The organism is Shewanella woodyi ATCC 51908 (assembly GCF_000019525.1).
GTDB lineage: Bacteria > Pseudomonadota > Gammaproteobacteria > Enterobacterales > Shewanellaceae > Shewanella > Shewanella woodyi.
In genome coordinates this window covers 317,030-329,477 of sequence record NC_010506.1, presented here as the reverse complement: position 1 = coordinate 329,477, position 12,448 = coordinate 317,030, and the positions used below count along the sequence as shown (strand labels likewise).

Genomic DNA, 12,448 nt, shown 5'->3' with positions numbered 1-12,448 from the left:
GAACCTCTCTAAAATGGTGAAGTAACATAATAATCGAACACAAGTCATGACTGAAGTGCATTATTTGCATTTAATTAATGCACATAGAGCATGATGCTCATCTAAGTTATGGATAAAGTGATCTCATAAATCCATGAGCTTTGATGGTATAGAAACTAAACCAGACTAGCCGACTTCACTGTTGTACTCAATTAGACCAATAAATGAGATTCCACTCTGCAGATTTCCATTTCGTAAAAGCAAACTTAACAGCTTTTCACTTTATGAGTAGCTATCTCTCCACATATGCTAGTAACCATAATTTATAAATGGATATTAACCTGATGGCCTCACAAGATAATTTCGCTAAGATCATTCGTGATCCAAACCTCTCGTCAAAACAAAAATCAAACTATTTAGCACTAGAAGCGGAAGCGAGCCTAACTTACCTCTCTATCTCACCAGAGCTTACTCAAGCAAAGAGCACTGGAGTTATCTGTGACATGTTTGAAGGTCATGCGCCTTTTAAACCAAGATATGTACTGCCAGATTACGCCAAATTGCTACAAAATGGCTCAACATACCTAGAGCTAAGTGCGGCGCAAGATTTAGATGAGGCGCTAAATGCACTGACTATTATCTATCACCACGTACCATCGGTCACCAGTATCCCTGTCTACCTAGGCCAACTCGATGAGGTGCTACTGCCCTATTGCCAAGGGCTGGATGAAGAGAGTATTTACCGTAAGATAAAGCTATTCTGGATCATGCTAGACCGTACGCTTCCCGACGCTTTTATGCATGTGAACATTGGCCCAACGGATAATATTGTCTGCCGAACCATTTTACGTGTCGATGCCGAGCTAAAACAGATCGCGCCAAACCTCACCTTTATGTACGACCCAAGCGTCACTCCCGACGAACTACTGCAACTCGCTGCCAATAACATCTGTGAATGTAGCAAGCCTCATATTGCCAACTACCCAATTCACGCTAACAGTTACGATGATAGAGGCTTCGGCATTGTCAGCTGTTATAACTCGTTACCACTTGCTGGCGGCGCCAACACTTTAGTGCGACTGAACCTAAAGGAGGTGGCACTAACAGCACATAGCATCAGTGACTTCTTCGATAACATACTGCCTAAGTACTGCCGATTAACATTTGAACTGATTGAAGCAAGATCGAAGTTCCTCCACGAAGAATCTAACTTCTTTAATAGCTTCTTAGTTAAAGAGGGCTTAATTGAAGAGTCTCGTTTCGCGCCTATGTTTGGTATTTACGGTATGGCAGAAGCAGTCAATATCTTGCAAGGCACACCTGAATTCAGCGAAGACAACATAGATAAGCCAAGCAGCCATTATGGCCATAACACCGCCGCTAACGAACTCGGGCATAAGATCTCTAAAGCACTTGATGCCATCGTCAAATCAACGCCAGTTACCTACGGTTATAATGGCCGCGCGTTACTGCACTCACAAGGTGGCATCAGCATAGACAAAGAGGTCACACCTGGCGTACGCATCCCCTACGGCACTGAGCCAAATCCAATTGCTCACATTCAAGCGTTGGCTGAGCATCACCAATACTACACCTCAGGGATCAGCGATATCCTCACCATAGATGAGACCATCAAGTCCAATCCACAGGCGATGATGCAACTGTGTAAAGGCGCGCTGAGTTTAGGTTTTCGGGAATTTACCGCTAATGTCGCCTCTAACGATCTTGTCCGAGTCACAGGCTATATGATTAAGCTATCCGATATTGCCACCTTTAAGCAGGCAGGTTCACGCACCAACACAACAAGCTTGGGCTTTGATGCGGCAGCCAATACTCGAATCCTTGAACGTCAGCCACGTGTTATCGCCCATGAGCAATCACCTAGCTACGCCGCTGATTAAAACTGTAAGTAGATAGAAAAACATGAGCAGAGTCGCGACAGTTAATCAGATAATCCCTTTTTCCTGTGTTGATGGCCCGGGCAGCCGTCTGGTTATCTTCCTGCAGGGGTGTAACTTTAACTGCAAAAATTGCCACAACCCTTACACCATAGATATGTGTAACAGTTGCGGCGATTGCGTAGCGACCTGCCCTGTTAATGCACTCAGCTTGACCAGCAGTAAAGAGGGAAAGTCCAAGATAGTTTGGGACAGTGATCTCTGTACTCAATGCGATATCTGTTTATCCACTTGTCCTAAGCAATCTAGCCCCAAGACTCGCCAGTACAGCGTGCCGCAGATACTAGAGCTTATTCGCGCCCAAGTGCACTTTATTAATGGCATCACCATAAGTGGCGGCGAAGCCACTCTGCAACTGCCGTTTATTATCGAACTGTTTCAGGCCATTAAAGCTAGCCAAGATTTAATGCATCTTAGCTGCATGATAGACAGTAATGGTTATTTAAGTGAAGGCGGTTGGTTGCAGGTAATGCCCTACCTTGATGGCGTAATGATCGATCTTAAATCTTGGCAGCAAGAGACCCATAACTACATCACAGGGCGAGATAATCACCGTGTATTCAGCTCCCTAAAACTGCTCGCCAAGCACGGTAAACTGTATGAAATCCGCCTGCTGCATATCCCGCACGTCAGTGACTTTGACAGTGAGATCGATGCTGTTGCGAGTTATCTCACTCGGCTACCAGCAAATGTAAGAATCAAGCTAAATGCCTTTCAGCACCATGGAGTAACAGGTGAATCGCTCAACTGGCCGATCTGCAGTGAGGAGCAGATGCTTGAGCTAGCGGCACGGCTAACTGAACGTGGAGTGGCTAATCTGGTGTTACCCAATGTTTATCTTTAACTTGTCGGATAACAAGTTTGAAGTATCTTTTTGATTGGGTTCATTGGACTCTGCTGGAATTGGTTAGTTTGCTGAATACCATAACTTCATTGGTGTTTATTGCTTGCAGTATGTTCCGCTCAGGGATACACCAATTTCGTGATCTCATGGTCAATTTTGTTCCCTACATAATAACATTGCCCAGTAGCAAAAGTTTTAGGTTGAGTTCACTCCGCTGATTTTATATTTGATGGTTGGTGTGCAGCCATAACCTCATGTTGAATCTATTGCTTGCAGCATGTGCTGTGCAAGGATGCACCAATGTCGTGATCACATGGTCAATTATGTTCCCTACATAATAATGACATTTCCCATATCCTTATGGGTCAGATGTGAATGAATGACCCTTATGTGTAAATACTTCTGCGGGACGGTGAGTGAAGCAAAGCTTCAAGCTTACGAACCAGAAGCATGGAAGCTGAACTGGCTCTTAGATAGGGATATCGTTATAAAGCCATCCCTATACGCTCGACGGTGGCATCCATGCCACCAACGCCCACAGCCGCATTCACACCTGATTGTTTATCTCTTCGATTGAACCTGTTGGTTATTGCGCATTTTTGGACAGAAATGCGTTAGTGCATTGAGTCGAATTAAGCTGGTATTGATTAGAAAAAGTATCTTAAATTGTTTTAAGGGGCTAATTCGCTCTGCCCCCTTTATCCAGCCTCAACGCCGCATTAAGGTGTGAGCAACGCTACCACGAAACCTAGCCATACCACAGTAAACACAAAACCCAACGATGGAATGAAAAATGCCATGCGTTGGGAATCACTCTTAAATGCTTTGTTAGGCAAATTTTATACATCTAGCTTAAAATGCGAGATATCATCACTATTAATGAATCTCATTATTTCTATTATTTTTGATAGTGCCACTATTGTGTTTTCATCACGTTCTAATCTTGAGTTCTTTAATAATAATCTAGATAGCGATTCAAGCATGGATTTCCTAATTTCTAGCAAAGATATTCTTTCTATTTTTTCACCTTCGCCATCGAAACCATCAGGAATAATAGACTCATCTGAACTTACTTCATCAAGACATTCTATTTTAAGAATATCCCCCCATAACTCTTTGCCAACTGAAACAGAATCTACGCATTCAAAACCTTTATAAAAATCAAGTTCCATATTATTCTACCTCCGAGTCTGTATCAAAATCTGAAGCATCAACATTTTCGTAAAATTTAATCCCATTTTCTCTTAGAATTTTCTTTGCTCCTGGCTGGATATCATGACCAGAAACAACCATTTTAACTTTTTGTTTGACCGCTTTCTTTGCTGTCGTTGTTGTTACACCATCTCGGTGTACTTTTACTTCAATATAATCATCTTGTTCATTTGACATGATAGGCTCACTATTTTTTGTTTAACTTTTCATCCATTAATGATTCGAGCTTGGCATAATCTTTTCGGCTTACTCGAACATCTCCTCTTGGGTCATTTCCCTCTGTTGCTTCTACATCAAGGCCATGCTTTTTGCCAAAATTCTCAATAGCATCAACGAGATCTTCGTGCCTTATAGTAGATTCAGCAGCTTTACGAGCTGCACTCATTTTTTTGGTCATGCTTAACTCTCACTTACTCAAATTTAGGATTGTTTTCTCTGTCTTTCAAAGTCGGATTTTGAAGATTTAGCCTCTTCAAATTTTTGCACAAGATTTAGCCCTGTCACCTTGATCCCTGTTAATTGTTCAAGGAACAATTCCTGCAAAATGAGATAAACATCAAAATTTGTTAATTCTTTTTCGTTCATCAGTTTGTAAAGCAATTCATAATTTAGTTCATTTTTTATTTTCAGATCATCACACATCGGATAAATCCAATTTCTGAATTCCTCTACACTTACTCTATTTTCAATTTCAAATTTTAAAGAAAACCTTCTTTTTACTGCTGTATCAATCATTGAAAACATATTTGTGGTGATTAAAATAATTGGGAGGTAATCACACTCAACGTCAAGAAGGTAATCAATTTCTTTAATAAAAGTATTAACAAACCTTTTAACTCCAGATGACTCATTAGATATATATCTCGAACACAATACTGAATCGACGTCATCAAAATGGACAAATACTTTATAGTCTTGCAACGCAAGACTCTTTATATGTTCAAAGAAATCCCTTAACCGTTTAGAGGACATACCTAAGTCTTTATCAAGCATCAGCTCTAAACTTAATGTCACATACTTTAAATTGTCGTCTTTCAATGAATAAGCAACATTTTTTAATAATGTTGTTTTCCCTGTACCAGGAGAGCCGTAAAGCATGATTGAAGGAGCAAATTTATATAAATCTTTTTTTTCACTCCATAAACTTGACCAAACTAGTTTACAAAAATTTGAAATTTTATTGTACTCCGAAGCTAAACCATAAAGTTTAGATACCTCATACCTATTAATATTACTTTCTGAATAAAAATCCATTATCTAACGCCTATGTAAATCATTCCTGTTTGCCTAACATTTGTATACACGCCTTGCGCGTTTATCAAGTTAGACCAGTAAAAGTATATGTGCTTAATCGTATAATTTATAATCATTTACAACGATTAGTCTAAACACACCTTCTGGAAAAACGAGAATGCACACTTTGTTTGCCTCGTATCTCCTGCAAACCGAGCAAGCGCGTTTTTAGTTATTTGAATTTATATCTATTTTTATTTTCACTCAACAACAAACCGTGAACTGATTGCGCAAAAATTTAGAGATTTACCGCACAAAACCGATACTACTGTATAAAAGTGCAAACATTGGTTAACTAAAAGGTTGTCGCTAGACGGAATCCATACCTTTCCGACTGATGAGAAAAGTATTACAAAGAGGTCAGTGCTACATAGTACAAATTATTTGAGGTAACACACAAAGGGACAGAAATGATTTACAAAGCCTTACCTAACACTGCTAAATCGAAGAGACAAATAAACAGATGTAGATGCGTCTGCGCACGTTGATGGCAGGGATGCCATCGTCGAGCCCACAAGGATGTGCTTGCGGCGTTTCGCAGTCGTATTTGCACGTAAGCCTGCGGCAGGCAATAGATAACCATGAAGCTACGACCTTCAATAATTCAGCCAATACCCATTCAGCTATAAGCTAGAAGATGTAATCAATCTTCATTCGAAAGTAAAACAGCTTTTCACCACGGAGGACACAGAGACCACGGAGAAGTGCAAAAACAAACTACAACATCACAAGCCAAACTGAACCGATAGATAACAATGAAGGTACGACCTTCAAACACAACACCAAATATCAAACCAGCCAGAAGCTAAACAAGAAAATGTAATCAGCCTTCATTCGAAGGCTGTCAAGTTTTGGGGAAAAACTGAGTTACGGAGCTACAGCAATGAAATCAAACGAAGAGAAAAATTAGAAGCCCAACAAGCTGGATCCTACTTTTAGCAACAAGAGCAAGTTCATGATGATTGCTTAAAATCAGGCCTAGCCTGATAGCAGAAGTTGTTAGACAAGATCTAACCCCTCACCAAGACACCAAACAAAAAAAAGCATCCCTGTGGGATGCTTTTTTGTTTTTGCCTAACATGAATGCAGACTTGTTAGGCTTATCAAAGTTACCCGAAGGTAGCTTTATTGGTATCCGATAATGTTCGCAAGAGTCGGATTGAAAAGTAGTCCGGTCGAAGCTTCTAATAGCAATGCCTCAGCACTGTCGAATCCGGCTCAGCCAGCGGAGCGGGCTAATGACGAACTCCCAGTTGATTGAGTCTTCGTTATATCAATGAAAACCCCGACCTAAACTGCTAAGTTCACCCTAGCAAAAAAATGTGACCTACGTCAAACTTTCTTCAAAATGGGGCGGGAGTGAGATTTAGCCGTATTTAGAATTTGACTCATTTTTGTATGCTTCAGCACAACTCTTTTTGAGTTAATAACTGAAGTTACAAGCTTCAAACACATTTCCAAATGACAAACCTACCAGAAGCTAAAACAAAAGAATGTATTAAGCCTTCATTCGAAGGCTCCCAACTTTGTGGTAAACCCAACTATCTGCTCATACAGCCAACGCAATGCAGGGTCATTCATACTCTGCCTGTGCCACACCAAACTATAAGCGACCTCGCCATAATCAAAGGGCAGACGCTTAGTCACTAACCCATTAGCTTGAAAAGCGTTTTCAGCCCAACGTCGAGAGCAAGTGAACAGTAGTTCACTGTGGTGGCACATTAAAACTGCACTACCAAAATCTGCCACAGATATAGGCACTGCCCGGCTGCGCTGTTGCTGCGCAAGTTGCATCTCAAAGAATGGAATATTGAGATCGGTGTCGCTAATACCGACATGACTGTAGTTTAGGTAATCATCGATAGAGAGCTGCGACTTGATAGCAAGTGGGTGCGATGCATTCATTAAACACACCATCTCATCGTTAATCAGCGTCTCCCACACTAACTCGCTACGGGCGATAGGTGGCTGGCTTAGGTCGTGGGGTAAGATTATAAAATCCAATGTTCCCTTTACCAGTCCATCGAAGCCAACCGTGTTTTTAAAGTGGATATCTAAACGAATATTCGGCGCTAAGTTAAGTACATGGGCGCTCAATTTGGCCGCAAGCAGCTCAAAGGTGCTCTCACGCATAGCAAGAGAGAAACGGCCCTCATACACAGCTGGATTAAAGACCTCCTGAGTCATGATCTGATTCATATCATTGATGATCTGATGCACAGCGGGGCCTAAACGACGGGCTAACTGTGTTGCCACCAACTTGTTGCCATGACGATAGAACAGCTCGTCATCTAAGTTCAATCTTAACTGACTTAAAGTTTTACTGACCGATGATGGGCTTAAGCATAGCCGCTCGGCACTGGCGGTCACACTTAAGGTGTCTAGCATGACATGCAGGGTGATCAGATGTTTCATGCTGATCCGTGAGAGTTTAGCGAGATCCATACCTGGTTTACCCCATTTACAGCAAGGTCGATTCCACCGATGAAATATAAACAGATACGTCAATTGATACAAACCCTGATATGGGATCTATCCCATATTTTACGTATAATCACGGCTCACTATTTTATAGGCAGATTTATAGGCAGATCCGCATGTTTCATATCGCACTCTATGAGCCAGAGATAGCTCCAAATACAGGTAACATTATTCGTCTTTGCGCTAACAACGGCTGTCAGCTGCACCTCATCGAACCATTAGGTTTCGATCTGGAGGAGAAGAAACTGCGCCGAGCAGGCCTTGATTATAATGATCTCACTCGCGTGACCCGTCATAAAGATTTTGAAAGCTTTCTACAGGCTATGGAAGGTAAGCGCATTATGGCTTGCACCACTAAAGGCAGTCGTCATCACACAGAGCTGAGTTTTGAAAAAGAAGATGTGCTGCTATTTGGCCCTGAAACTCGCGGCCTACCCATTGAGATCATAGAGTCATTGCCAACCAGTCAGCGACTAAAGATCCCCATGACGCCTAACAGTCGCAGTTTGAATCTTTCCAATGCCGTGGCGATTATCAGTTATGAAGCTTGGAGACAGATAGGATTTGAAGGCGCGGTCTAGTATTTTAGCTTAAAGTAGATCACTGCTCTGCGGCTGGGAGCATCTCTATCCCTCGATAGAAAAGATACCTATCTGTGTCATCGTCTAAGTATTGGATGTTTTGCAACCAGAGCCAGCCAACCTCCTTTTGATCGAATCTGAGTTGAATCATTGCTGGACGACTATTCAACTCTCCCTCTCCCAGCAATGAATAACTTCCTTGATGATGATACAGACTAAATAGCTGGCTTTTGTCTTCATCAACGCCATCAAAATAGATAAGAGAGATAGCCTCTCCCCGAGCCCTAAACCACCATGTCTCACTTAAAGGATGCTTAGCACTGGGGTTGACGGTGAGAATGAGCTGACGTCTATCATCTGAGCAGTTAGCGTTAATCTTGGTCTGGACTGGTTTCTGTTTTGACTTAGCCGAACTTCCCTGCCATTGGCCATCAAGTGCACTGCAAAACTCGCTAAAATTAGCCCTCTCGGCCCATGAAGTTATGGGGAAACATAAAAATAAACAGTAAAGTAATCCGTATTTAGAACAACTCAATATCATCCTCAGTCTCTTCTTTTTGATACTCCTCTTTATAAAGCTTTAACGCTTCATGAACAGGTGTTCCTTTAAGAAGAAGATCAAACATCTTTCTCTCACAGTCAAGGGAATAACTCTCCTGAATCCCCTCCTGCAGCTTCTTCCATGCATCTTGAGATGTACGGCGCTCTTTACTGCTCAGCACCTCCTCCATCAAAGCCAGACCCATGATCACATGCTGAAGACGTTGTGATATACGATCATAGAACTGAAAAGCCACCACACCTTCATTCACTTTATCCACCAAAATGGTGCTATGAGCCATCACTAAAACAGGAGTATCACTCTGCGTAGACAGAAAGTCATTCACCTCGCCTAAATGATCAGCCATGTCGGTAAACAATGCTCCTAAGTTAGTCACATTATGCTCACCATCGGTCAATGACAGCTCTATCTGTGCCATCGCCAATATCAATACTTTTATACTTTCCCTGATATGACACCAATCAATAGCATCATCACCTTCGAAAGCGTGTATGTTCTCAAACATACTATCTGAGCTTTTAGTTACCACGTCTTTCTCCAATCCTTCATCTCTTTGAATTAAAGTGTAGAACAGCAAAGCAGAAATAACAGGCTCCATAGATGCCACAGATAAAAATAAAAAGGCTTGAAGCGATGCCACTTCAAGCCTTCTCTTATATACCCAAGCTACCTCGACATGCTGAATCCTGCATCTTGAAGTTGTTTGGGTATAACTAGCTGCTAACAGATAACAGATAACAGCTAACAATGAGTTATCATTAGCCACCAAACCCAACCGCTTCAATATCCACTTGGGTCACTTCGCCATATTCACTTGCAATATGCTTAATTTTTTCGCCATTACCGATTAAGACAAACTGCAGGTTCTTCTGAGGAAAATACTTCCCAATAAGCCTTTGAGTTTCAGCTAAAGTGAGGCCATCTACGTTGGATTGAAAATCATTGATAAAGCTATCATCAAAACCATACAGGTACATATCTGACAGTAAACCAGCTAACTGACCACTGGTTTCATATTTAGGCGGGAACTGGCCTTTCACATACGCTTTTGCCGAGTCCAGAGTCTCTTGGTCGATCCCAGTCTCCCATAATCTGGCATAGGTTTTTAACGCCAGATCTATGGTCTCTTTAGTGGTTTCAGTCTTAGTAAAGGTGCTGATTTTAAATACTCCACCTTCAGAATAAGCAACAAAGCCTGATCGGGCACCATAGGTTAGACCTGCATTCACCCTTAACTCATCATTGAGCCAAGAGGTAAATCTGCCTCCCAAGATAGTGTTGATCACCTGTAGGCCAACATAATCAGGGTTATCTCTGGCGATCCCTTTGCCGCCGATAAGAAAGGTCGATTCAACAGCATCGCCTTTATTCACCAACAAAACCTGACTCTTATCCAATTTAGGTTGCGCTGACTTAAGTTCAGCTTTAACAATCGGCTCAGACCCCTTCCACTGACCAAATAACGCCTCCATATTCGCTTTCATCTGGGCGACATCGAAGTCACCCACTAAGGTAATGGCTGTATTTGAAGGTTGATAATAGCTTTTATAGAACGCCCTTAACTGTGAAGCCTCAAGCTCAGCAAGTGAACTGCGATTACCAGAACTGGTATTTCCATAAGGATGCTTGCCAAAGATCAGCTTATCAAAGTAACGGCTAATAACAGAGCGAGGGCTCTCTTTAGCTTGGGATAGGCCACCAATCTCACGCTGGCGGAGCTTTTCAAACTCCTTTCTATCGAAATTGGGAGAGAGCAGCAGGTTTTGGAAAAGAGGTAATATAGTCTCGCTATCTTTTGCCATAAAATCGGCTTCTAGATAGCTCCCCTCTTTACCCGCACCAGCATCGATAGAGGCGCCTAAGAAATCGACCATAAGCTCGATTTCACTCTTACTCTTTCCGTTCGAGCCCAATAACAGACTCTTTGCCGTCATACTGGCAACACCCGCAGTTGTGTCATTGACGGCTCCCGCCCTGACGACGGCATTAACAGTAATAAGTGGCACCTCTTTTTGCGGCATAAGATAGAGGGTTAAACCATTGTCCAGCACATACTGCTCATAGCTTGGAACATTAAAGCTTCCGGTATCGACCACCTTGCTAGGAGCTGTACTAGAACATGCCGACAACATCAAAATGCTACCCAGTGCCATTGCAGCCATCAGCTTGTTTGAACGATTAGATAGATTAGTTAACGTGTTCATTCATCAGCTTCCTCTGTAGCGGCTAAAACAGCAACGGTGCGATTTGCACGGCGTAGATAAATTTGTGCAACTCGCTGAATATCTGCGGTAGTGACTTTGTTATAAGCCTCTGGTGCATTAAACAGCTTATCAAAACTCCCAAAATAGAGCTCATAAGTACCGATCGTATTCGCCTTACCGTTAATCGTCTCCATCGAACGATAGAACTCCATCAACTTAATATTCTTTACCTTTTCAAGCTCCTGTTCAGTCACGCCATCACGGGCAACTCTATTGATCTCAGCAATAAGATTCAGCTCTAACTCTTTAGCCGTCACCCCTGGATTTGCCACAGCCATAACATAAAACAGGTTTGGGTCGATTGTCATTGGCAGGTAAGCCATCACCTCTAATGCCAGCTGCTTCTCAACCAAAGATTGGTAAAGTCGTGAGCTATTGCCTGTCGATAAAATATTGGAGAGCAGGTTTAACGCATAGTAATCTTGATGAGAGGTGGCAGGAACATGGTAGCCCAACATCACATTTGGTGTACTGACAGAGGCTTTTTGTACAAACACCCTACGCTCCCCCTTCTGCAGTGGCTCGACAGTCTTCACCTCTTTAGGTGGTGCCTGTGCAGGAATAGGCGCAAAGTATTTGTCAGCTAAAGCTTTCACTTCCGCCAACTTCACATCACCAGCAATAACCACAACCGCATTATTCGGTGCGTAGTAAGTTTTATGATATTGAACCAGATCATCTAAGCTCCAAGCTGCAATATCAGATTCATGGCCAATCACAGACCAGCTATAGGGATGCGCCCTAAAAGCGGCTCCCTTTAGCTCCTCTTGCAAGGTACGCCAGTTAGAGTTTTCCAAACCAGTAAGACGCTCAGATGCCACCACGCCACGCTCACTCTCCACCATCTTGGCATCGATATCTAACTTGCCGATACGATCGGCTTCGAGATCGAAAATCGTTTCGATAGCGTTTGAAGGAAACCAATCGGTATAAACCGTTAAGTTCTCTGTGGTGTAAGCATTATTGGCTCCACCAGCAGCCTCCATAGTTCTGTCAAACATCTTAGGTCCATATTTTTCTGAACCATTAAACATCATATGCTCAAAAAAATGGGAGATCCCTGTGATCCCGGGTACCTCATTACGTGAACCCACTTTCCAAAATAGGTACATGTTTGCATTGGGAATTGACGCATCCTCCAACACCATTATTTTCATGCCGTTATCCAGCGTAAAGCTAGATATATCTTTCGCTTCAGTTGCCTGTACAGCCGCTGAAGTAAACAATACTCCCGCCGCCATCACCAGCCCGGTTAATCGACCGATCATCTGCCA

Annotated in this window: 12 protein-coding genes; 3 read left to right on the top strand and 9 right to left on the bottom strand. The window is 42.4% G+C overall.

What is annotated here, in order from left to right; genetic code table 11:
- Window positions 1-323 precede the first annotated feature (323 nt).
- Both SWOO_RS01385 and SWOO_RS01380 read left to right on the top strand, forming a co-directional pair.
- A complete protein-coding gene (locus SWOO_RS01385) occupies window positions 324-1,880 on the top strand; it encodes a YjjI family glycine radical enzyme (RefSeq protein ID WP_041417459.1) in 1,557 nt (518 codons plus the stop codon).
- Window positions 1,881-1,902: 22 nt separating this feature from the next.
- Window positions 1,903-2,781, top strand: a complete 879-nt coding sequence (locus SWOO_RS01380) for a YjjW family glycine radical enzyme activase (protein WP_012322920.1) — start codon at window positions 1,903-1,905, stop codon at window positions 2,779-2,781.
- Window positions 2,782-3,620: 839 nt separating this feature from the next.
- Here SWOO_RS01380 and SWOO_RS01375 read toward each other — a convergent pair.
- The 5 genes from SWOO_RS01375 to SWOO_RS01350 all read right to left on the bottom strand — a co-directional run bounded on the left by SWOO_RS01375 (window position 3,621) and on the right by SWOO_RS01350 (window position 7,731).
- Window positions 3,621-3,953: a hypothetical protein gene (locus SWOO_RS01375; RefSeq protein WP_012322919.1), complete on the bottom strand. Its 333-nt coding sequence runs from the start codon at window positions 3,951-3,953 to the stop codon at window positions 3,621-3,623.
- Window position 3,954: 1 nt separating this feature from the next.
- Window positions 3,955-4,170, bottom strand: coding sequence for a hypothetical protein (locus SWOO_RS01370; RefSeq protein ID WP_012322918.1), 216 nt, complete (start codon window positions 4,168-4,170; stop codon window positions 3,955-3,957).
- A 10-nt stretch (window positions 4,171-4,180) separates the two neighbouring features.
- Window positions 4,181-4,390: a hypothetical protein gene (locus SWOO_RS01365; protein ID WP_012322917.1), complete on the bottom strand. Its 210-nt coding sequence runs from the start codon at window positions 4,388-4,390 to the stop codon at window positions 4,181-4,183.
- A gap of 23 nt (window positions 4,391-4,413) precedes the next feature.
- Window positions 4,414-5,247 carry an AAA family ATPase gene (locus tag SWOO_RS01360; protein ID WP_012322916.1) on the bottom strand — a complete coding sequence of 278 codons (834 nt, stop codon included), beginning with the start codon at window positions 5,245-5,247 and terminating at the stop codon, window positions 4,414-4,416.
- A 1,545-nt stretch (window positions 5,248-6,792) separates the two neighbouring features.
- Window positions 6,793-7,731 (bottom strand): LysR family transcriptional regulator, encoded by a 939-nt coding sequence (locus tag SWOO_RS01350; RefSeq protein ID WP_012322915.1) that lies wholly within the window; start codon window positions 7,729-7,731, stop codon window positions 6,793-6,795.
- A 152-nt stretch (window positions 7,732-7,883) separates the two neighbouring features.
- On the opposite strand from SWOO_RS01350, the gene trmL reads away from it, so the two are divergent.
- Window positions 7,884-8,348, top strand: a complete 465-nt coding sequence (gene trmL, locus SWOO_RS01345; protein WP_012322914.1) for a tRNA (uridine(34)/cytosine(34)/5-carboxymethylaminomethyluridine(34)-2'-O)-methyltransferase TrmL — start codon at window positions 7,884-7,886, stop codon at window positions 8,346-8,348.
- A 19-nt stretch (window positions 8,349-8,367) separates the two neighbouring features.
- Here trmL and SWOO_RS01340 read toward each other — a convergent pair whose 3' ends face one another.
- From SWOO_RS01340 to SWOO_RS01325, 4 genes are all read right to left on the bottom strand, one after another.
- Entirely contained in the window at window positions 8,368-8,889 is a 522-nt protein-coding gene (locus SWOO_RS01340; RefSeq protein ID WP_012322913.1) for a hypothetical protein, read from the bottom strand.
- Window positions 8,870-9,550: a hypothetical protein gene (locus SWOO_RS01335; protein ID WP_012322912.1), complete on the bottom strand. Its 681-nt coding sequence runs from the start codon at window positions 9,548-9,550 to the stop codon at window positions 8,870-8,872. The genes SWOO_RS01340 and SWOO_RS01335 overlap by 20 nt, the downstream gene beginning before the upstream one ends.
- A gap of 118 nt (window positions 9,551-9,668) precedes the next feature.
- Entirely contained in the window at window positions 9,669-11,114 is a 1,446-nt protein-coding gene (locus SWOO_RS01330) for a M16 family metallopeptidase (protein WP_012322911.1), read from the bottom strand.
- Entirely contained in the window at window positions 11,111-12,442 is a 1,332-nt protein-coding gene (locus tag SWOO_RS01325) for a M16 family metallopeptidase (protein WP_012322910.1), read from the bottom strand. The genes SWOO_RS01330 and SWOO_RS01325 overlap by 4 nt, the downstream gene beginning before the upstream one ends.
- Window positions 12,443-12,448 lie beyond the last annotated feature (6 nt).

Bases quoted from the DNA above. Each gene is read 5' to 3' on its own strand.
- SWOO_RS01385 (WP_041417459.1), top strand. From the start codon at position 324: ATGGCCTCACAAGATAATTTCGCTAAGATCATTCGTGATCCAAACCTC.
- SWOO_RS01380 (WP_012322920.1), top strand. From the start codon at position 1,903: ATGAGCAGAGTCGCGACAGTTAATCAGATAATCCCTTTTTCCTGTGTT.
- SWOO_RS01375 (WP_012322919.1), bottom strand. From the start codon at position 3,953: ATGGAACTTGATTTTTATAAAGGTTTTGAATGCGTAGATTCTGTTTCA.
- SWOO_RS01370 (WP_012322918.1), bottom strand. From the start codon at position 4,170: ATGTCAAATGAACAAGATGATTATATTGAAGTAAAAGTACACCGAGAT.
- SWOO_RS01365 (WP_012322917.1), bottom strand. From the start codon at position 4,390: ATGACCAAAAAAATGAGTGCAGCTCGTAAAGCTGCTGAATCTACTATA.
- SWOO_RS01360 (WP_012322916.1), bottom strand. From the start codon at position 5,247: ATGGATTTTTATTCAGAAAGTAATATTAATAGGTATGAGGTATCTAAA.
- SWOO_RS01350 (WP_012322915.1), bottom strand. From the start codon at position 7,731: ATGGATCTCGCTAAACTCTCACGGATCAGCATGAAACATCTGATCACC.
- trmL (WP_012322914.1), top strand. From the start codon at position 7,884: ATGTTTCATATCGCACTCTATGAGCCAGAGATAGCTCCAAATACAGGT.
- SWOO_RS01340 (WP_012322913.1), bottom strand. From the start codon at position 8,889: ATGATATTGAGTTGTTCTAAATACGGATTACTTTACTGTTTATTTTTA.
- SWOO_RS01330 (WP_012322911.1), bottom strand. From the start codon at position 11,114: ATGAACACGTTAACTAATCTATCTAATCGTTCAAACAAGCTGATGGCT.
- SWOO_RS01325 (WP_012322910.1), bottom strand. From the start codon at position 12,442: ATGATCGGTCGATTAACCGGGCTGGTGATGGCGGCGGGAGTATTGTTT.